Source organism: Shimia sp. R9_1 (assembly GCF_017743775.1).
In the GTDB taxonomy this organism is placed as follows: domain Bacteria; phylum Pseudomonadota; class Alphaproteobacteria; order Rhodobacterales; family Rhodobacteraceae; genus Shimia.
Genome location: NZ_JAGHRN010000001.1, coordinates 1 through 21,500, shown reverse-complemented (window position 1 = coordinate 21,500; position 21,500 = coordinate 1). Strand labels below are relative to the sequence as shown.

The window sequence follows — 21,500 nt, the reverse complement described above, 5'->3', positions numbered from 1 at the left end:
GAATATTTGCATAATATCAGGGTGTTGCATGCGACTTTTGAGAATGATGATTTGTGTTTCACTGTTGGGTTTCAGCAGTCCTCTGGCCGCGCAGAGCCTTCAAAGCTCACAAGGTCGCATTGCCGTTGAAGCGATCGTTGAGGATCTCAAGAACCCGTGGGGCTTTGCATTTCTTCCCGAGGACGGCCTGTTAATCACCGAGCGTGGCGGTCGTTTGTGGCATGTTGCGGCGGATGGCAAACGCACTGCGGTTCGCGGTGTGCCTGAGGCGCATGTTCAGGGGCAGGGCGGGCTTTTGGATGTGGTTGTGGCGCGCAATTTTTCTCGATCAAGAGAAGTGTTTCTCAGCCTGGCTGTTCGGCAGAAAGACGGGTCCGGCACCGCTGTATATCGCGGGATTTTGTCTGAAGACAGCACGAAGCTGACAGAGGCCAAAAGGATCTTTGAAATGGCGCCGGGCAGCAGCGGGGGGCGACATTTTGGTAGTCGTATTGTAGAAGCGACCGACGGGACTTTGTTTGTCACGATTGGCGAGCGCGGCGACCGGCCTGCGGCGCAAGACGTCACCGGTCACGAAGGAACGGTTGTACGTATCGCGCGTACCGGCGGGGCGGTCGGGGATAATCCTTTCCGAGGGCAGGCCGGCGCTCAGCCTGAAATCTGGTCATTTGGTCATCGCAACCCACAAGGCGCAACGCTGGACGCAGAGGGCCGTCTTTGGGTGGTTGAGCATGGCGCAAAGGGGGGCGATGAAGTGAACTTCATCAAAAAGGGCGCGAATTTTGGCTGGCCCGTTATCTCTTACGGTGCGCATTATTCAGGGGCGAAGATTGGTGTCGGGACAGAAAAGGCAGGTATGGAGCAACCTGCGTTTTACTGGGATCCTTCAATCGCGCCGTCTGGCCTGATGATTTACTCTGGGAAGCTGTGGCCGGAATGGCGCGGGGACTTCTTTGTGGGAAGCCTGAAGTTTGACTACGTGAGCCGCCTCAACGGGGCACCATTACGGGAAGTCGAGAAAATAAAAGGTTCGGCGACCAAGCGTGTGCGCGATGTGCGAGAAGGACCAAATGGGGCCATCTGGTTCCTCTCAGATGATAAGGGCACGCTTTACCGAATGACGCCTGCCAACTAACCGAAAAAGCGGGGGGCGGCTGTCTGGACTTTCCGTTAGACAGACAGCCGGGCGCTCTGGGAGCCGCGTTCGCGATAGGGCGTTGTCTCGTAGTGCGCTCGATAGCACTTTGAGAAATGGCTGGGTGAGGCGAAGCCACAGGCCAAAGCCACGTTGATGACGCTCATATCCGTCTGCATCAACAGATTGCGGGCTTTCTGCAGGCGCAGTTCCATGTAGTAGCGCTTTGGCGAGCGGTTGAGGTAGCGGCGGAACAAGCGCTCCAGCTGCCGCGTGGACATACCAACTTCTTTTGCCAGCAAAGAGGGGCTGATCGGCTCCTCAATGTTGGCTTCCATCATCTGAATAACCATAGAGAGTTTGGGGTGGCGCACGCCAATTCGTGTCGGCACAGACAGGCGCTGCGTGTCCTGATCTGTCCGAATCGAGTTGTAGATCTGTTGATCCGCGACCCAGTTGGCCACTTCCTCACCCAGATCCTGCGCGATGATTTTCAAGAACAGGTCGATAGAGGCCGTACCACCTGCTGTGGTCATACGATTGCCATCAGCGGTGAAGACCGCCTTGGAAAGTTCAATCTCCTCAAACTCTTCCGCGAAACTGTCCTGATTTTCCCAGTGAATGGTCGCGCGCTTGCCGTCGAGCAACCCGGCTTTCGCCATAGTGTAGGAGGCAGTGCAAAGGCCCACAATGGCGGGGCCACGGCGGGCTTCGCGCCGGAGCCAGTTCAGCAAACGCTTGGTTGTGGCCTGTTGAACATCAGCTCCGCCACACAACACAATCGTGTCATCGCGGTGCAACTCTTCCAGGTCTGCGTCAAGTTTCAGTGACGTTCCGGTTGAGCAATTGGTGGTGTCACCACCTTCACCACATAGATTCCATGTGTAGTGCTCACGGCCCAGGCGGCGGTTGGCAAGCCGCAAGCAATCAATCGCAGATGCGAAAGAAAGCAGTGTGAAATTCTCAAGGAGCACAAAAACAAAGCGCCGTCCTTTGACGTCGCCAAGCTCAGAACCGATGGTCGAAGTCTTTGACATCGTTTCCTTTTCCCGTGGTGAGGGCGCTTTCAAAGCGCCTTGTTTGTTTGGATTTGACGGGGTCTTGGACGCGCCCGTCAAAGTCGGATATTTCATCTATGGCTCTATCACAAGAGCTTTTGTATAAGGTGCCTTTAACCTGTCTAATCGGAGTAAAGACAATGGCAGAATGGCAAAAATCTGACTGGCGCGCAAAGCCCAGAGTTCAGATGCCTGAATATACGGATGAAGCAGAGCTTAAGGCAGTTGAAGCCAAGCTGGCAAGCTATCCGCCGTTGGTCTTTGCCGGCGAAGCGCGCCGCCTGAAAGCACAGCTTGGGGCCGCTTCACGCGGCGAGGCCTTTTTGTTGCAAGGTGGCGACTGCGCTGAGAGCTTTGAGCAGTTCAGCGCAGATGGCATTCGTGACACGTTCAAAGTGATGCTGCAGATGGCGATGGTGCTGACCTATGGTGCCAAAGTACCGGTGGTCAAAGTGGGACGTATGGCGGGGCAATTTGCCAAGCCACGCTCCGCGCCAACAGAGACTGTGGATGGTGTTGAGCTGCCAAGCTACCGTGGTGACATCATCAATGATCTGGCTTTCACACCAGAATCGCGCATCCCCGCGCCTAGCAAGATGTTGCAGGCTTACACACAGGCGGCGGCTACGCTGAACCTGCTGCGCGCGTTCTCCACCGGTGGTTATGCGGATGTGCATCAGGTGCACGCCTGGACACTCGGCTTCACCGAAGGGGAGAAGGCTGAGAAATACCGTGATATGGCGAACCGTATCAGCGATACGCTGGACTTTATGAAAGCCGCAGGGGTGACCTCTGATCGTCTGCATACGCTGCAGACTGTGGATTTTTACACCAGCCATGAATCGCTGCTGCTGGAGTATGAAGAGGCGCTGACACGTCTGGATTCGACCTCTGGCAAGTGGCTGGCAGGGTCCGGTCACATGATCTGGATTGGCGACCGTACGCGTCAGCCTGACGGCGCGCATGTGGAGTTCGCGCGTGGCGTTCAGAACCCGATTGGTCTGAAGTGTGGTCCGACCACCACGGCGGACGACCTGAAGGTTCTGATGGAAAAGCTGAACCCGGAGAATGAAGCAGGCCGTCTGACGCTGATCGCGCGCTTTGGCGCAGGCAGCGTTGGGGATCATCTGCCACGCCTGGTCAAAGCGGTTCAGGAAGAGGGCGCCAATGTGCTTTGGACCTGTGACCCGATGCACGGCAACACCATCAAATCGGCGACCGGCTATAAGACACGTCCGTTTGATAGCGTGCTGCGCGAAGTGCGTGAGTTTTTCGGCGTGCATAAGGCCGAAGGCACCATCCCGGGTGGTGTGCATTTCGAGATGACCGGTCAGGACGTAACTGAATGCACCGGTGGTGTGCGGGCCGTGACAGAGGAAGATCTCTCTGCACGTTATCACACCGCCTGTGACCCGCGCCTGAACGCCAGTCAGTCGCTTGAGCTTGCGTTCCTGGTGGCCGAAGAGCTGTCAAACAGAGATCGCCCACAGGCCGCAGAAGCCGTCTGATAAGGGTTTGTTAGGACCTCAAAAGAGCCGCGCAACTGCGCGGCTCTTTTTTGTTCAGAAATCCAAAAAATACATCATTTTGCCTCTTGCATCCTCCCGACAGTTAGAGGTAAACCCCGCTCCACAGAGAGACGATGATAACATCAACTCTTTGATGCGGAGAGGTGGCCGAGTGGTCGAAGGCGCACGCCTGGAAAGTGTGTAGGCGGGAAACCGTCTCCAGGGTTCGAATCCCTGTCTCTCCGCCATACACCTCCTGAGTTAAATCAATGTAATACAATACTTTGCAGTGTTTGACGCGATATCAGGACGTATTTTTGTTACTTTGCGATCTGACTTGTGGCTGCATTGTATCGCGTTTCGCCCAGCGGTGGGCATCGCTTGCTCTACAGAGTAGCAGGCGGCGGTCTTTTCACCATGTCGGGGGAATGTCAGTCAATTTACGGGCAGGGGATGAGCGCGGCCCGGAGGGTGGGCAGCGCTCTTTTCTGGCTCGGCAAGCCGACCTTAGTCCTTACGGGTTTGCGGTAGAATCATGTTCAGAAGGAGCCCAGCGACGCCAGCCAAACCGATTCCGGCAAGAGAGAAACCTTCGCCAAACGAAAGGGTCAGACCGCCGAGGCCAAGTACCAAGATTGTGGAAGCAATCACCATGTTGCGGGGATCGTGAAGGTCATCGCCGATCTTTGCGACCACACTCATGCCGACAACGGTCACCATGCCAAAGAGCAGGATCATGATGCCGCCCATGACGGGCATCGGGATGGTGCCGAGGAAGCCGCCCAGTTTGCCCACAAAGGACAGGGCGATGGCGAAAATTGCAGCCCAGGTCATGATCGCAGGGTTGAACGCACGGGTCAGGGTCACCGCGCCTGTCACCTCGGAGTAGGTGGTGTTTGGCGGGCCGCCCAGCAGGCCAGCAGCGGTTGTGGCCAGACCGTCGCCCAGCATGGTGTTCTGGATGCCCGGATTTTTGAGGTAGTCTTTCTTGGTGACATTGCCGATTGCCAGAATGTCGCCGAAATGCTCGATGGCTGGGGCGATTGCCACAGGCAGGATGAACAGAATAGCCGCCAGGTGGAACTCCGGGCGTACAAATTCCGGGATCGCGAACCAAGGCGCATCTGTAAGGCCTGCGGTGTTGATCAGGCTTTCGCCAGTGATCAAGCCAACCACAATCGCCGCCACATAGCCTGCGACGATGCCTGCCAGGATGGGGACGATCTTCATGATGCCACGGCCCAGAATCGCGGTGAGCATGGTGGTGCCAAGCGCGATGGCTGCCAGCAGCATGGCGATGCCGCGTGGCATGATTTGTGTGTCACCTGCGAGCCCTGTGGACATGTTGATCGCGACCGGCGCAAGGGACAGGCCGATGATCATGATCACCGGGCCAACCACGACCGGTGGTAGGTATTTGTGCAGAAAGCCGCTGCCCCAGATGCGGATGGCAAAGCTGAGCACAACATAGAGCAGACCAGCGGCAGCCAGACCGCCTGTGGTGGCTGCCAATCCCCACGTCTGTACGCCGTAGATGATGGGTGCAATGAAGGCAAAAGAGGAGGCCAAAAATACCGGCACTTGCCCGCGGGTCACGATCTGAAAGATCAGGGTGCCAAGGCCGGCTGTGAACAGTGCGACGCTCGCATTGAGGCCCGTGAGAATTGGTACAAGGACCAAGGCTCCAAAAGCCACGAAGAGCATCTGTGCTCCTGCGAGTGCTTGTTGTAGCCCGAATTTATAGGCGGTCTCGGATGATGGGATGCCACCATCGCTGTCTTGTCGTGCAGACATTGTGCGTTTTGTCTCCATGCTGGTGAATGTCGTTATCGGTGCCTCTGCTGTTTGGCAGGGCAGTAAAGCGCGCGAAGAGCGTTCTTTATTAGGGACGTCTGATTGCCCAATCATGCAGTTGCCGCAAGGCAAAAAGCTTACAAAAAGCTTAATTTTGCGAAATGGAGCAGAGACCTTTCAGCGCAGGCTGAAGGTCTATTCTGTTTTGCCATTTGAAAGGGGCTGGCAGTGTCAGATGTTGGCGCGTTTGCGATCCCAGATGACATAGAGCATGGCGGCCAGGAAAAGGGCGGCCATGGCGTACCATGTCAGAGCGTAGCTCAGGTGTGAGTTGCTGAACTTAAGGCGGGTCATGCCGCCGCGCGGCCAGGCAGTTTCTACGCCGCTGTGTTCAGCTGCCACATAGTAATCGAGGGTGGTGCGAAGCCCCACAGTCGTGGACATCACGGAAAGATCAGGCGAGACCCAGCGATTCTGCTCGGGCAAATTGCTTTCCAGCAGAGTCCCCTCGGGCTGGCTCGGGCGCACAAGGCCAACAATCTCTTGGGAGCCTTCCGGCAGCGACCAGTCCGTATCTGCAGTTCCCGTCGGCACAAACCCGCGATTGATCCAAACCGCTGTGTCTGCTGCATCTGTTACGAGGAGCGGGGTCATCATCCAATAGCCGGGGCCAAGATCGGTCACCGCCTTGATGAGGATGGATTTTGTGTGATCGTAGGTGCCGGAGAGGTGTACCCGCAGATATTCTGGCGGGACACCTTCCATTGGCGCGGGGACAGGATCCCCATATGCGTAGGTTTCAACCCGCGTGATCAGGTCCAGCTTCTCGCCTAGTCTCCGAACCTGCCAATTGCCAAGCGCGACCATGGAAAGGAAGAGCGCAGAGGACAACAGCAGGATAGTGACATCGACCCAAAGAGGACGTTTCACGCGGGTTGAAGAGGCCGTCATGGCAGGTTTTTGATCTGTTCGATCTGATCGTGTGCTGGCATCATGTTCTCATGAAGGTGCGCCATCACCCAGATCGAGCCGGCCATGATAATCACGACAAGCATCAAGGTGAAGACAACCGACATGGCCTGCCAGCCGTCTTCTGCGCTGACGGTCAGGTGCAGGAAGTAGACCACATGCACAAGCATCTGGATCGCGCCGAGGCCGAAGATGATTGCGATCAGGGTCGGTACGTCGGTGACCGCGCCGCTCATCACGCAATAGAACGGGATGACCGTCAGGATCACCGAAAAGATGAAGCCTTTCAGATAGTCGCGATAGGCCTTGGCTGAGTCGTGTGTTTCAGCGCTCATAGCAGAACCCCTGTGAGATAGACGAATGAGAACACCCCGATCCAGATCAGGTCGAGGAAGTGCCAGAACAGGCTCAGGCACAGGATGCGGCGTTTGTTTTCATGGGTCAGGCCGTGGATCTGAACCTGCACCAGCAGAACAACCAGCCAGAGCGCGCCACAAGCTACGTGCACACCGTGGGTGCCCACAAGGAACCAGAACGCGGACAGGAAGGCCGAAGCACCCGGACCGGCACCGATGTGCCAGAGGTGCATGAATTCTTCGACCGACAGATACAGGAACGCCGCGCCAAAGATGCCTGTCACAAGCAACCAGAACATCATCATGTTCTTGTTGTTCTCGTGCATTTTGATCACGGAGAACCCGTAGGTGATCGAAGAGAGCAACAGCCAGGCAGTGGCCCAAGCGATCTTGTCGAGCTCAAAGAGATCCACAGGAGCGGGGCCAGCCGCATAGTTCTGGCCCACAACTGCATAGATCGCAAAGAGAATGCCAAAGATCAGGCAGTCGCTCATCAGGTAGATCCAGAAACCGAGCATTGTCCCGGTTTCGTGGTGGTGCTCTCCATCGTCATGATGGTGGTCATCATGGACGATGAATTCAAAGCCGCCTTCCGGCGTGTCAACGGTAGCTGAGGACATAAGATTTACTCCGCCGGGCTCATGGTTGCTGCCTTGCCGGTTTCGATCGCGCGGACCTCGTCAGCAGGGATGTAGTAATCACGGTTGTAGTTGAATGTGTGGCCGATGCCCCAGATGAGGGAGGCAAAGAAGGTCACAGCCGCCAACCACCAAACGTGCCAGATCAATGCGAAACCCATCACGGTCATGAAACCGGAGATGATGATCCCGCTTGAGGTGTAGTGCGGCATATGGATTGGCGTGAACCCTTCGGTGGGTTTCTGATAGCCATTGTCCTTCATGTGCTGCCATGCATCCAGCGCGTGGACCCGCAGGTTGAACGCGAAGTTGTAGTATGGCGGAGGCGAAGTGGTTGCCCATTCCAAAGAGCGGCCGCCCCATGGATCGCCATCAACCTTCAGCTCTTCACGTTTCAGGATGCTGACGCCGATCTGAACGATGAAGGCCAGAAGACCCACAGCAATCATCAGTGCACCCACAAGAGCCACGATGAAGTAGACGCTGTAGAAGGTGTCCTCAAACTGGCTCAGGCGTCGTGTCACACCCATCAGGCCCATGATGTAGAGCGGCATGAAGGCAAACCAGAAGCCGACAACCCAGCCCCAGAAGCTGACTTTGCCCCAGAATGGGTCCAGCTTGAAGCCGAAGGCCTTGGGCCACCAGTAGTTGATGCCCGCAAAGATGCCGAACACCACGCCGCCAATGATCACATTGTGGAAGTGTGCTACCAGGAACAGCGAGTTGTGCAGGACGTAGTCCGCTGGCGGAATGGCCAGAAGCACGCCTGTCAGGCCGCCGATCACAAAGGTCAGCATGAAAGCAATGGTCCACATCATTGGCAGCTCAAAGCTGATGCGGCCTTTGTACATGGTGAACAGCCAGTTGAAGAGCTTCGCGCCCGTCGGGATCGAGATGATCATCGTTGTGATCCCGAAGAAGGAGTTCACATTTGCACCGGCCCCCATGGTGAAGAAGTGGTGCAGCCAAACGATGTAGCTCAGGATCATAATCACGCAGGTGGCGTAAACCATGGACGCATAGCCAAAGAGGCGTTTCTTGGTGAAGGTTGGCACAATTTCGGAGAAGATACCAAAGACCGGCAGCGTGAGGATGTAAACCTCTGGGTGACCCCAGATCCAGATCAGGTTCACATACATCATTGGGCTGCCGCCCATTTCATTGGTGAAGAAGTGGGTGCCAAGGTAACGGTCTGCAGTCAGCAGCGCGAGGGTTGCGGTCAGCACAGGGAAGGTGGCCACGATCAGAACGTTGGTGCAGAGCGTGGTCCAGGTGAAGACAGGCATCTTCATCCAGGTCATGCCCGGTGCGCGCATTTTCACGATGGTCACAACCAGGTTGATCCCGGAAAGCGTCGTACCGATACCTGCGATGTTGAGGGACCAGAGATAGTAGTCCATGCCAACGCCCGGGCTGAACGTCAGACCCGAAAGCGGTGGATAGGCCAGCCAGCCGGTTGCCGCAAATTCGCCCACAAACAGCGAGATCATGATCAGCACCGCGCCGGAAACTGTCAGCCAGAAGCTGAAGTTGTTGAGGAACGGGAAGGCCACGTCACGCGCGCCGATCTGCAGAGGCATCACATAGTTCATGAAGCCAGTGACAAAAGGCATTGCCACGAAGAAGATCATGATCACACCGTGTACGGTGAAGACCTGATCATAGTGATAGGCAGGCAGGAAGCCGACATATCCCGAGGAGGCCAAGGCCTGATGCAAGCGCATGAGCAAGGCATCGGCAAAGCCACGCACCAACATGATGGTACCAAGGATCATATACATGATCCCGATTTTCTTGTGGTCAATCGAGGTGAACCACTCGTTCCAGAGATAGCCCCAGAGACGGAAGTAGGTGATGGCACCAAACACGGCCAACCCGAGAAGACAGGTGCCAATGAAGGTGCCAAAGATGATTGGATCGTAGAACGGGAAGATGTCCCATCCCAACTTGCCCCAGAACCAGTGGGCAGAGTTGACGATATCTGTGCCGTGCTCGACGGCTGCGGTTGGGCTCGCCATGTATCAGTTCGCCTGTACTGTAGAGGAAGGAAGCAGAGTGGAGTCACTCAGCATTGCGTTGATGATCTCGTCGCGACGTTCGGCCAGATCAGGGCGCAGGATGTCAAACAGACCCTGCGGATCGTCCGCCGCGCAAAGACCGCGGAAGAGCTCACGGTTATAAAGCCCTTCGATGCCGCCGCCGCCAAGCGCGTCAGCCATCATCATGTCATTGAGGCAGAGGTCGTCCTCGCCCGCGCACATGTTCAGGATCTTATCCCAGATGCCGGCTTCGACGGAGGAGTAATAGGTGACCGGGTGATCGGTGCTTTGTGGTTCAAGCGCGACATAGGCATCCTGATCCAGTGCTTGAGGGGCCTCGCGGACCTTTTCGACCCATGCATCAAAGTCAGTTTCGTCCAGCGCGTGGAAGTCAAAGCGCATGTGAGAGAAGCCGTTGCCGCTGTAGTTGGCGGAGAAGCCTTCGAACTCGCCCGGGGCGTTGATTACCGCATTCAGCTCTGTCTCCATGCCACCCATGGCATAGATCATGCCGGCCATTTCAGGGATGTAGAACGCATTCATCACCGTCGCAGAGGTGATTTTCCACTCCACAGGGCGGTCAACGATGGCGGCGGCTTCATTCACGGTCGCGATGCCGTATTCCGGATAAATGAACAGCCATTTCCAATCCAGCGCAACCACTTGCACTTCCAGAGGCTCAACACTTGGATCGATTGGCTTTTCAGCAGAAATCCGCTTCAGATCGTCGTAGGGCTCAAGACGGTGGGTCGCGACCCAGGTCAGACCAGCAAGGCAGATGATGATGGCCAGCGGCACAGACCAAACAACAACCTCAAGACTGACGGAGTGATCCCAGTCAGGTTCGTAAGTAGCCTCTTCGTTGGAGGCCCGGTATTTCACGGCGAAAAAGACTGTCAGCGCCATGACTGGCACAATCACGATCAGCATAAGCACGGTTGCGTAGATGATCAGGTCGCCCTGTTGCGCAGCGATGTCGCCGGCCGGATTAAGGACTGTGAGTTGGCACCCTGATAATAACAAAAACGGGAGCACGAACAAACCAACGCGTTTCAGCAGCATGGCATTCTTCTTTTCGTATCTGGATATTTTTAACTGGGTTTAACGGCGATCAGGCGCCGTTCGCACCTTGCCGGGGGCGAATATCGCCAGTACGCTTCAGTTGCAAGATGCTGCGCTGCGTCAAATTTGCCGAAGCAGGGCGGTTGAGGCGTCTTTGATCCTTTGAGGAGAGGATCAGAGGTGAATTCACCAGACGGGAGGCTGAAAAATATGGCAATAACTGAAGCAACTGCACAACAAAACGTCACACTCGACGATGTTGTCATCACCGTGGTGATGGCACGGGTGACGGATTTTTTCGGATTTTTTGTCTACGCCATCGCTTCAGCCCTCGTTTTTCCAGCGGTTTTCTTTCCTCATCTGGATCCGCTTAGTGGAACTTTGTGGTCTTTCGCATTGTTTTCACTTGCTTTTGTTGCAAGGCCGATCGCCAGTATGGTCGCGCGACGCATTCAGACCAAGATCGGGAGGCCCGGAAAGATAACTCTGGCACTCATGATTCTTGGCTCGTCGACGGTGGCCATCGGATTGCTGCCAAGTTACCAGAATTGGGGCATTGCTGCACCCATCATGTTGGGCGTTCTGAGATTTGTGCAGGGGCTAGGGCTCGGCGGCGCTTGGGACGGCATCACGTTACAGCTGAAGTCGGCCGCTCCGGAAGGACGGGAAGGGCGCTACAGCATGGTGCCGCAGCTTGGTGGGCCTATCGGGTTCTGCGTTGCAGCGGCGCTTTTCTATGTGTTGACTGGCTTTTTGACGGAAGAGGAATTCCTGACATATGGTTGGCGTTTTGCCTTCTTTGCGGTGATGGCTGTGAATGTGGTTTCTCTTTTCGCGCGTCTGCGGTTGCTGACGACCGACTTTGGCAGTGACGACGAAACGCTACTCAAATCGGCACCGCTTCCGGATCTTCTGAAAAACGAGTGGCGGACGATCATTTTGTCGGCACTTCTGCCACTTGCAAGCTATGCCCTGTTCCACTTGGTCACAGTCTTCCCGCTCAGCTATGCGCTGCTGTTTTCTGGCAGAGACATCACCGAAATTCTGCTGCTGCAGCTGTTGGGCGGCGCATTGGCGATTGGCTCGGTCATCGTGTCAGGCATTTTGAGCGATTTGTTCTCGCGCCGTGTTGTGCTGTTCATCAGCAGCGTTCTGATGGTGTTGCTCAGTCTCAGCTTTGTGACACTGGAAACCGTTCCGTCCATCTACATTCTCTTCGGCTTTGTTGTGCTTGGCCTGTCTTACGGGCAATCCAGCTCCATCGTGCCGAACCGCTTTAAGGAAGAGTATCAATATTCCGGATCGGCCATGGCGACGAATTTGTCCTGGTTGGCTGGCGCGGCATTTGCGCCTCTCACAGGATTGTTCCTGGCGTCCCGTTTTGGGCTTTGGGCGGCCGCGATCTACCTGCTGTCTGGCGTCGCCGTGACGTTGCTCGCGCTATACCTGCTGCGTGAGGGCGACAAAAAACGCGCGCTGGGTCAGCGCGCCTGATCGATTAAATTACTCTGGCTGGCGGTGCGTGAGGTTTTCTAAGCCTTTGCATCGCCAGTTGGCCATCGACAGATAGTGGGTAATTACAATGCCCGTCTTTGTAGTCGATCAGCCCCTTACGAGCGCTTAAGACCGCTGACTTACAGAAGTATTTGCCAAAACTCTCAGGCTCTTGCTTAATCAAAACATGTTTGTTCGGTTTATTGAGTCCGTTGCCTTTGCTCGCATTGTGGCGTTGGGTTTGATTGTTTTTGCGCTGTTTGTCCGCATTGCTGACCCTATCCCGGTACAGCTTGTGCGCAACCTCACTTTTGATGCCTACCAACGTATTTTACCGCGTGTACCGGAAGAGCTTCCTGTCGCGATTATTGATATCGACGACGCCAGTATCGCTGAAATTGGCCAATGGCCTTGGCCACGGACGCGGTTTGCCGAAATGATCGACAAGCTGACCGAGTTTGGCGCGGTCGCGATAGCATTTGACGTAATTTTTGCCGAACCCGACCGTCTCTCTCCGCAGGCTATTGCTTTGGACAACAGCGCATTACCGCAACAAGTTTCCCAGGCTCTGTCTCGGCTTCCCGACAACGACGATGTATTGGCGGCGTCTTTCGAGCGCGCCCGCGTGATTGTGGGGCAAACAAGCATTCGAAGCGCATTCCATCGTTCGATCCCTAATGAACAAATTCCGGATGTGCCACATGCCATGATGGGGCCGTCTCCTGTGGGGTTCATTCTGGAGCTGCCTGATCTCGTGCAAAATTTGCCGGTGCTTGAGGACGCCGCTTCCGGCAGAGGCATGTTTAGTATTCGACCGGATCCAGACGGGGTCTATCGCAATTTGCCGATGGTTATGAACGCACAGGGACATCTACGCCTTGCTCTTGCGCCAGAGATGTTGCGGGTCGCCACTGGTGGGGCGCCTTTTGTGCTGAGATCAAACGAGGCAGGTGTTGATGGGGTCGTGCTTGCGCGTCAGTTTATACAGACTGCAGCTGATGGCACTGTCAGGCCGTATTTAACGCGATCGCTTCAAGAGCGATTTATCCCAGCTTCAGATGTTTTGAACGGAAAGCTTAGGCCAGATCAAGTGGCCGGTAAGCTGCTGTTTTTTGGCACGTCAGCGGTGGGATTGGGCGACTATAGGGCGACACCCTTTGGCGTGGCTGTCCCCGGTGTGGAGCTTCACGCGCAGTTGCTGGAAAACCTGCTTACTGGCTCGCTCTTGCAAAGGCCGAACTATGCAATCTCTGCTGAATTGGCGGTTACGCTTCTTCTGTGTTTGTTGTTTGTGGTCGTCACCCCAATCATGAATGCAGGATTTCTGGCGGTTTCCTCCGTGGCCATGCTAACAGCTTTTGGATGGGGCTCTTTCTTGCTGTTTCAAAACGAAAAAATCCTTTTGGACGCGAGTTTCCCGATCGTTTCTGCCCTAGCGACGATCATTTTTATGTCGACGACAAACTATATGCGCGAAGAGAAGCGCCGCCGTGATATCCGGAGTGCGTTTGGGCATTATGTTTCCGAAGATCTGGTGAACGCGTTGAGCGACAACCCGGATGGCTTGCAGCTAGGCGGGGAAACAAGAGAGCTGACACTGTTGTTCAGCGACGTGCGAGGGTTCACGCCCATTGCAGAGAGTTTCCGCGACAATCCTGCAGGCCTAACTCGGTTGATGAATACGTTTCTCAATCTCCAGTCCAACGCCATTCTGAATGAGAAGGGAACGATTGATAAATTCATGGGCGATGCGGTGATGGCCTTCTGGAATGCGCCACTTAGCCACGAGGATCACGCGCGCGCAGCCTGTCGAGCCGCGTTGTTGATGCGCGACGGCGTAGAAGCTCTCAACATCAAGAGGCAGAAGGAAGCAAAAGCTGCCGGTGCTGAGTTTCTCGAAATCCGGTTTGGGATCGGGATCGCAACAGGATCCTGCATGGTGGGCAACATGGGGTCGGACACGCGGTTTGACTACACCGCCATGGGGGATCCAGTGAATTTGGCGTCACGTCTTGAAGGCCAATCAAGCACTTACGGCAAGACAGTCATCGTGGCTGCAGAGACCGAGCGCCTAGTCCGTGAGAAATTTGCCTTGTTGGAAGTCGATTTTGTGCGGTTAAAGGGCAAGCAGCAGGCCGAGCATATCTTTGCCTTATTGGGAGACGCAAAGTTACTCAGAGAAGCGATGTTCGCAAAAATTCGGCAGACCAATGCAGACATGCTTGAGGCATATCGTTCGCGCGATTGGGCGCGCGCCAAGGAAATGCTGGAAAGTCTCAAACCGCTGGTGGCCGACTTCGATACCAGGCTCAACACACATCTGATGAACTATCATACGCGGATTGAAGATTTTGAACGCGCACCTCCACCCAAGGATTGGGACGGCGTCCATGATGCAACGACGAAGTAGACTACTTAGGAGTCGGCGCAGCGCGGTATGCCGAATTCAATTAGCTCCGCCCCGGTTTTTTCTTCATGTTCAGCAATGCGATAGCGAGCGGAACTCATGTACCAGTCACGCAGATCATTTGGATAGAAACTGGCAATCACTCGAGAGGCGCGTTCGAACACCTCAGGCTTGAGTGGCGCGCCGCTTTTGCTGGGGCCATGGAAACCAAAACGGGTATCTGGCGAAACACAGACATCGGGCAACCCCAACAACATCGTGCAGGTTGAGTGACAGACTTCGCCACGAATTTCGACGGGTGCTTGGCTGGTTACCAGTTTTCGCAGTTGATGAATGCGATCGGTAAGCAGGCCGCCGCGGTCATTCTGAATGATGAGTGGACGATCAGCAGGGGTGTTTGGCATAGCCGCTAAACTGATGCTGGCTAAAGATAACGATGCAATTTGCAGCGTGCAAAAGATAGCGAGCGCCCGATGCTGGCCGCTCAAGCGCCGATTTTTCAAGATCCACTCCGTCGCAGAGCCGGCCCATCCTGCCGGTCAATTGCCCCACAAAATAGGAGGGTAGAGTGGAAATGAGGTTAACTCATGGCGTCGACGCGAAGCTTTTGCGTCTACGGAGCGAGATGGCCTTTAAGTGTTTGTTGCGGCTCCTTCGACCGAGACATCCTGATCAACGGCGACAATTGCTAGAATTCCGGCACCTCCGTCGTACTGGTAAATGTCCAAGGTGCGGCCTTCGCCATCAGAAATTGAAGAGCCTTTGCTGAATCCCTCATCATCAAAGGTAAGCCTATCCCCGGCTTCACCCAAGACCGTAATGCTTTCCACGGCGTCGCTGCCAAAGAATCCTTCAAGTAGGGAATCTGCTGTGTCTGAGAGGTCCATGACGTTGTCCAGTGACAGGGTGATGTCATCCGCACCGGCGTTTTCAAAGTTGAGAACTTCGATATCGCGATAGTGGTCCCGCACATTGAATGCAGAGAAATCGAAGCTGCCGGAGCTTGACTGCATGAGGGTATCGCGACCTTCGCCACCCTCAGTCCAGTCTTCGGCAAAATCCGAACGGATCAGCAGGTCATCTCCATCGCGTCCGCGCAACTCGCTGAATCCATCGTCTAGCGCAGTGAGCTGATCATCAAAATCGGATCCTCGGACAACTTCGATGTTTTGAAGTGTGTGATTGAAAGTGCGTCCGTCCCAAGTGCCGGTTGCGGATCCTTCCTGCAGATCGACAGTTACGCCACTTTCAACGCCACTGCGATCATAGCGAATTTGGTCGATTCCGCCGAGGCCGTCAGCGCTGTCCGTGCCGGTGCCGAGAATGAAGCGATCATTGTACTCGCTGCCAACCAAATTGTCGTCGCCATCCTCCGTGCGCAGTTCAATCAGGGTGTTTGTCAGATCACCAGCGGCATTTATGATATGGGCTTCGCCAGTGGTGGAATACATGCTGCCGGACGCACCCAGATGTATTTGGCTGAGATCCGCACTCACATCGCCCGAGTAAATGCTTGCACGCACCAGGCCATTGCCGCCTGCGAGGTTCAGCGTGTCTGTACCTCCGCTGGCTCCAAAGCTAATCCAGTTAAACTCGGTGCTGTTCAGCGTAACATTGAAGGTATCGTTGCCGCTTGTCCCCTGGAAGCTGAGGCCCCAATCAGCGAATTGAGGGTCGACGAGTGTGTCGATGCCTGCAGCGCCCTTGTCTACGGAGCCTGTGTTGTTCTGTAGATTCAGGTTCAGAGTGACTGATGTAGTCGAGAGATCGCTGTAGTCAACTTCATACCAGCTGTTGTCCGTAGCATGGGTAAAGCGAAGGGTATCGTTGCCTTCCGACCCGTAAATGAAGTCGCCTTCATCGTTGTTCCCGAGCAGATTGATGTCGTCGTCACCAATTGTGCCAAATATCTCATCATCGCGACCAGTGGTGCCAATGATGTAGTTTGCTTGATTGGTCATATTCGCCACAATCTGGTTGGCCTCTACCAAAGTCGTGCCGCCCAAGTCGACGCCGAAGAAATTTCCCGAACCATCGTCAAAATCAAACCGCACGCGAGTATCGCCGTCAAACACATACTCGCTGATGGTGAAGGGCAGGGCAGCAATGGAGGTGTCCCATTGCAACATGTCTGTGGTTGAATCAAAGCCGTCAATATAGTCGTTTCCGGCTGAGAAGATGATCAGATTGTTTCCTTCATAGACGTTGTAGTAGTCATCGCCGCCGCCTCCGATCAGGACACTGACGCCTCCCGTCGTGGAAAGCTCATCATTTTCGGCGCCCCCGATGAGAATGTCATCACCATCGCGGCCATCCAAACGGTTGCCTAGATTGTTTGCGACCAAGACATCGTCAAAATTTGTCCCGCGGATTTGCTCAAAGTTCACGAGCGTATGTGTGAAAGCCTGATTATCCCAGACACCCGTTGCGACACCTGTTGCCAGATTGACAGTGACACCCTGTTCGACCCCGTTGCGATCGTATCGTATTGTGTCCCACCCACCGCGCGCATCTGCGAAATCATTGCCTGCGCCCAGAATAAAACGGTTGTCAAAATCTGACCCATAGACGGTGTCGTTGCCGTTTCGGGTGCGCACATCAAGCCGTGAGTTTGACAAATCTCCGCTGTAGTTGATGGTCACGCTTTCGTTCGGGCCTTCAGAGAAGAAGCCCGTCACCAAGTCGCCAGTTACGTCGTCGTTCCCGCTGCCAAGGTCGACGCGGAACAGACCGGTGCCTGCGGTGAGATTGATGACGTCGTGACCGCTCCGATGAGAGATGCCGAGCCATGTATCCTCAACGGGATCTTGTCTGATGTTGAAGAGATCATCCCCATCGCTGCCAACGATAAACAACCCATCACCCGCTGCAGCAAGAGCGATATCTTCGAGCGTATCGACCCCCGCCACACCTTTGTCGACGGTGTTGATGCCTCTGCTCATATCCAGATCAACGGTGATGCCAACCGCACCCAGATACTCGTATATTAGATCGGTGAACGTCTCATTGGTACTTGCGGAGTAGTTGTAGGTGTCGTTGCCGGCGCTTGCGTAGATGAACTCGCCTTCCCGATCGTTGCCGCCAATTGAAATGGTGTCGTCTGCTGGTGAGCCAAAGTAATCTGCACGACCAAAGGTTCCGACGGTATTGACCGGAGTAAAGGTCATGCCTGCCAAAATCTGATACATGCCTTCGAGCGAGACTCCATCAAGTGTGAGCTCAAATTCATTTTCGAGCCGGTCGTCAAAATCATCATCAAAACGGAAAGAATGTCCTGGCCCACTTGATCTGCTGACAATTTCCAATGTGCCGATGTAGGTGATTGGCGCTCCTGCAAATTGCAGCGTGTCTTCGGTGACGTCAAAATCACCGACATAGTCATACCCACCGTTATAGGTAAGGCTGTCTGCGCCGGCTTCGAGACGAAAGCCCTCATCGTTCACTGAGCCAATGATTGTGTCGCCTTCTTCGGTGCCGCGGACGCTCTCAATGGAGGTGAACGTATCCGTATCGCCAAAAGGGTCTGTGGCAATGCCGGTTTGCAGGTTCACCGTAACGGCTCCGGTGCCACCGCGATCGATATCCCAGCGGTAGTTGAGTTGGTCTTCCCCATCACCGCCGTTGATGGTGTCGTTCCCGCCAAACGGTTGATATCCTTCAGATTGGTGGTCTGAGCCGTTGAAAACATCGGCGTCTGATGTGCCGCCAAAGTAATGTGTATAGGTGAATGTGTCGTTCACAACACCGGCGTTGTTTGACACAACGGTGCCAGAGCCATTTGCACCGACATTTACAACAACACCGCCGCTTCCTTCGACGTCATCATAGCTGATGTCGATACCGTCCCCTTGCTCCCAAAGCTGTTGGTGGCCGATGATCGTGTTGTTGCCAGCACCGGGTTGAATGTAGTCACCCCAAAACTGGTTCTCTATGCTGCCGCCCGACGCATCGAGCAGATCATCGCCATCGCCGCCGCGCATGTTCTCCCGGCCACCACCGCCAATGATGGTATCGTCGCCACCACCACCGCGTAAGGTAAAGCCTTCATTAGGCGCGCCATATGACTCCGCACCCACAAAATAGTCATTCTCATCCGTAGCGCGCAGCCAGTTTGCGTAGGTGAAAGTATCGTTCACAACACCGACGTTATTGGAGGTGACAGTTCCTGAGCCTTCAAGGCCAAGCGTGACTTGCAGCCCGCCTGTGCCTGTCAGGTTCCAGTAACCGATTTCGATGCCTTCACCTGCTTCCCAATGCGCTTGGTGACCGATGATCGTGTCGCTACCGCTCCATGGCTCGATGAGATCACCGTAGCCCTGCGTTTCAGTCGAGCCCGCAGATGAATCAAAGAGTTCATCGCCTTCCCACCCCCAGAGTGTATCTCTTCCAGAGCCGCCAATAAGTGTGTTATTGCCTGCGTGACCTTGCAGGTGGCTGCCCGTTTCTGAAGCAGTGAGGTAGTCATCAAAAGCAGATCCCCGAACACGCTCGAAATTACTGAGCGTATGCGTGAAAGCTTGTCCGTCCCAGATGCCGGTCGCTATGCCGGTCGCGAGGTTCACGGTCACACCCTCGAATATATCAAAGCGGTTGTATTGGATGCTATCAAATCCGCCGCGCCCGTCTGCAACGTCCGTTCCGGGACCGAGAATGATGGAATCTCGTCCTTCGCTGCCAATCACGTTGTCGTCGCCAGCATGCGTCCGAAGGTTTAGCGTCACATCGGATATGTCGCCCAGAAAGTTGATCGTGGTCGAATCCGTGCCCCAAGATACCGTACCTGCGCCGAGGTCAGCGGTGACGTTTTCACCGTCTTCCCCAGCATCGACACGCAGCCAACCCGTCCCGCCAAAAAGATTGACCGTGTCATCTCCACCTGAGTCAAAAACGCCAATCCATGCGAAGTCGGAATTGCTCAGTGTGACGTTGAATGTGTCGTCATTCGCCGTGCCATAAATGCCAAAGGCCCAACGCGCGACCTGAGACAGGTCGACAAGCGTGTCCGTGCCACCTGAAGATTTCAGGATCGTGTTTGTCGCTGCGTTGGCATCAAGATTGGCGGTTATGGAGCCGAAATCGAGAGCTTCTGCGTTGTAACGCAACTCCTGATAAGCCTCTGGGGCATTATTTGAATAGATATAAGTATCGTCGCCAAACGACGCGAAGGTTATCTTAGCGTCCCCATCTACAGTGGTGTGCTCGATCGTGTCGTTGAGATCTGTGCCATAGAAATACTCTACATTCAGAAGGTCTGAGACTTCGGCTAAAGTCACTCCGAATAACACGATGCTAGATGTGGTTCCGGCCCCGTCATCAAATGCCAAAAGTGTTCCGGTATCAACGCCATCGTCATAGGCTGCGGTTGTGAGGCTATCAAAGTTTGCCAGGGCGAAACCGCCAAAGACAAGTGCGTCCTCATCAGGGTTGAGATCTCCGACCACGTCAAAACCAGCCGTATAGACCAAGATGTCTTCGCCTGCGCCAAGTTCCGTGAAGTCGTCGCCAGCTCCCGTTTGAACGGTGTCGTTGCCGTCACCGGCGAAGGTTACGAAACCTCCATCGCCCGTGATCACGACGTCGTTGTACTCTGTGGTAAGGACACTCTCAAAACCTGCAAGGGAATCTGTGTCCCCAAAGAGGTCGATTGCGAAGCCCAGTGCGATGTTGATCGTCACCCCGACAGTGCGGACGGTATACCTGCTGTCCAGATCATAAGAGACTTGGTCAAAACCGCCTGCGCCGCCTCTCAGAGTGTCATTTCCAGCCAGGCCGAGCGCACGACTAAAGTCGGCATTATCTGCAAGCTGAATGCTGTCTGAGAATTGTGAGCCACGGACAAATTCAATGCCGCTAATTAGGTCCAAAGTACCGTCAGATTTCTCGGCAGAACCTGCGTTTAGGTTTACGTCGACGGCACCCGATGCATTGGCATAAGAAATTTGGTCAAGCTCGCCTGCGCCGCCGTCAAAGCTGTTGTTTCCGTCGGTGTCATAGAAAAAGTCATTTCCGGAGCCGCCAAAATATTGGTCATCTCCCAAACCAAAATCGGCCTCATCATCCCCACCGTTGCCAAAGAAGATATCGTTGGATGTATTCTCTTCATTAACGTCGATCCAATCTTCCTGATCAGACCCATTGTATACCCAAGGAAATTCCCCAAAGAACGCATCTAGAGGCGCGTTATCGATCACACCGCCGACGACGCTGTTGTTCAAAGCTGTTACGAATTCAGCCACGGTCAGGTTAAAGCCTGTCCCAGTCAGAAAATCCGCGTCCGTCGGAGTGCCGATTTCTACCCCGGTGATGATCCCGGTAGCGCCGTCGTAGTCGAGGTCGGAGCCGATAAAGGCAAAGGTACGTCCATCATCTGCGGTAAATCGGATTTCTGAAGATGAATTTACGCTAGGCGTGCGGACCGATGCGACACCGGAGTTGATCTCAAAAAAGGCCGCGTCAGGCATGTCTCCAAAATTGAGGTCGAAGCCCGGGGGCTGGGATAAAAATGTGGTGGTGGATCCGGCCACATTTACCGTCAGTTCATTCGTGGGTTGCGAAATGCTCACCACCCGGTTGGTGCTTCCACTGTCGTTGCCGTTTGCATCAAGCGATGTGATGCTGATCTGAACGCTGTTTGCATCCGGAATATCAGCAGGCTGAAACACTTGAGAGAACCGGCCATCTGCCCCTACATCCGTGGTGGCGACCGTGCCGCCAAAATCGATGGTCACGGAGCCGTTTGGATCGGCCGTCCCTGAAATAGTGATCGGGGAAAGCTGTTCTTGAACATCGATGAAATCGTCGCCGGTCACACCATCAAGCACAACCGCATCCGCAACGGGGTCAACGTTGAGCGTGACGGTTGCGGTGCTTGTTTCCCCGTTTCCGTCGTCGATCTGGTAGGTGAAGCTGTCGGTGCCGTTGAAATTTGCGTCCGGCGTGTAGGTGAAGCTGCCGTCATCATCGAGGGTGAGGGTGCCGTTTGAGACATCGCTGGTCAGGGTGACGCTGATCGGATCGCCATCGGGGTCGCTGTCGTTGGC

At 54.9% G+C, this 21,500-nt stretch carries 14 protein-coding genes and 1 tRNA gene; 6 read left to right on the top strand and 9 right to left on the bottom strand.

Annotated features, from left to right (window positions below):
• Positions 1–28 precede the first annotated feature (28 nt).
• Positions 29–1,135: a PQQ-dependent sugar dehydrogenase gene (locus J7399_RS00070; RefSeq protein WP_247742679.1), complete on the top strand. Its 1,107-nt coding sequence runs from the start codon at positions 29–31 to the stop codon at positions 1,133–1,135.
• A gap of 35 nt (positions 1,136–1,170) precedes the next feature.
• On the opposite strand, the gene J7399_RS00065 is transcribed toward J7399_RS00070, so the two are convergent.
• Complete coding sequence (locus J7399_RS00065) at positions 1,171–2,172, bottom strand: GlxA family transcriptional regulator (RefSeq protein WP_209083454.1); 1,002 nt, start codon at positions 2,170–2,172, stop codon at positions 1,171–1,173.
• Between the two features lie 161 nt (positions 2,173–2,333).
• Between J7399_RS00065 and J7399_RS00060 the strand changes: the two genes are divergently transcribed.
• Together J7399_RS00060 and J7399_RS00055 are read left to right on the top strand one after the other, a co-directional pair.
• Positions 2,334–3,701 carry a 3-deoxy-7-phosphoheptulonate synthase class II gene (locus J7399_RS00060; protein WP_209060283.1) on the top strand — a complete coding sequence of 456 codons (1,368 nt, stop codon included), beginning with the start codon at positions 2,334–2,336 and terminating at the stop codon, positions 3,699–3,701.
• Positions 3,702–3,859: 158 nt separating this feature from the next.
• Positions 3,860–3,949, top strand: a tRNA-Ser gene (locus J7399_RS00055).
• 259 nt (positions 3,950–4,208) lie between these two features.
• On the opposite strand, the gene J7399_RS00050 is transcribed toward J7399_RS00055, so the two are convergent.
• The 6 genes from J7399_RS00050 to cyoA form a co-directional block, all read right to left on the bottom strand.
• Positions 4,209–5,495, bottom strand: coding sequence for a uracil-xanthine permease family protein (locus J7399_RS00050; RefSeq protein ID WP_209083452.1), 1,287 nt, complete (start codon positions 5,493–5,495; stop codon positions 4,209–4,211).
• A 231-nt stretch (positions 5,496–5,726) separates the two neighbouring features.
• The gene (locus tag J7399_RS00045) at positions 5,727–6,446 is read right to left on the bottom strand and encodes an SURF1 family cytochrome oxidase biogenesis protein (protein ID WP_209083451.1); all 720 of its coding nucleotides are present in this window, start codon (positions 6,444–6,446) and stop codon (positions 5,727–5,729) included.
• On the bottom strand, positions 6,443–6,799 hold the full coding sequence (gene cyoD, locus J7399_RS00040; RefSeq protein ID WP_209083450.1) for a cytochrome o ubiquinol oxidase subunit IV: 357 nt from the start codon (positions 6,797–6,799) through the stop codon (positions 6,443–6,445). The genes J7399_RS00045 and cyoD overlap by 4 nt, the downstream gene beginning before the upstream one ends.
• Positions 6,796–7,440, bottom strand: a complete 645-nt coding sequence (cyoC, locus tag J7399_RS00035; RefSeq protein ID WP_209060276.1) for a cytochrome o ubiquinol oxidase subunit III — start codon at positions 7,438–7,440, stop codon at positions 6,796–6,798. The genes cyoD and cyoC overlap by 4 nt, the downstream gene beginning before the upstream one ends.
• Before the next feature lie 5 nt (positions 7,441–7,445).
• The gene (cyoB, locus tag J7399_RS00030) at positions 7,446–9,476 is read right to left on the bottom strand and encodes a cytochrome o ubiquinol oxidase subunit I (protein ID WP_209060275.1); all 2,031 of its coding nucleotides are present in this window, start codon (positions 9,474–9,476) and stop codon (positions 7,446–7,448) included.
• A gap of 3 nt (positions 9,477–9,479) precedes the next feature.
• Positions 9,480–10,559 carry a ubiquinol oxidase subunit II gene (gene cyoA / locus J7399_RS00025; protein WP_209083449.1) on the bottom strand — a complete coding sequence of 360 codons (1,080 nt, stop codon included), beginning with the start codon at positions 10,557–10,559 and terminating at the stop codon, positions 9,480–9,482.
• 180 nt (positions 10,560–10,739) lie between these two features.
• Here cyoA and J7399_RS00020 point away from each other — a divergent pair, with 180 nt between their 5' ends.
• Together J7399_RS00020 and J7399_RS00015 are read left to right on the top strand one after the other, a co-directional pair.
• Positions 10,740–12,053 (top strand): MFS transporter, encoded by a 1,314-nt coding sequence (locus J7399_RS00020; protein ID WP_209083447.1) that lies wholly within the window; start codon positions 10,740–10,742, stop codon positions 12,051–12,053.
• A gap of 187 nt (positions 12,054–12,240) precedes the next feature.
• A complete protein-coding gene (locus J7399_RS00015) occupies positions 12,241–14,463 on the top strand; it encodes an adenylate/guanylate cyclase domain-containing protein (protein WP_209083446.1) in 2,223 nt (740 codons plus the stop codon).
• A 5-nt stretch (positions 14,464–14,468) separates the two neighbouring features.
• Here the strand turns inward: J7399_RS00015 and J7399_RS00010 are convergent, their stop codons facing one another.
• Together J7399_RS00010 and J7399_RS00005 are read right to left on the bottom strand one after the other, a co-directional pair.
• A complete protein-coding gene (locus tag J7399_RS00010; RefSeq protein WP_209083445.1) occupies positions 14,469–14,963 on the bottom strand; it encodes a hypothetical protein in 495 nt (164 codons plus the stop codon).
• Between the two features lie 129 nt (positions 14,964–15,092).
• Positions 15,093–21,269 (bottom strand): hypothetical protein, encoded by a 6,177-nt coding sequence (locus tag J7399_RS00005; protein WP_348539410.1) that lies wholly within the window; start codon positions 21,267–21,269, stop codon positions 15,093–15,095.
• On the opposite strand from J7399_RS00005, the gene J7399_RS20865 reads away from it, so the two are divergent.
• A complete protein-coding gene (locus J7399_RS20865; RefSeq protein ID WP_247742678.1) occupies positions 21,240–21,443 on the top strand; it encodes a hypothetical protein in 204 nt (67 codons plus the stop codon). The genes J7399_RS00005 and J7399_RS20865 overlap by 30 nt on opposite strands.
• The last annotated feature ends 57 nt before the right edge of the window (positions 21,444–21,500 follow it).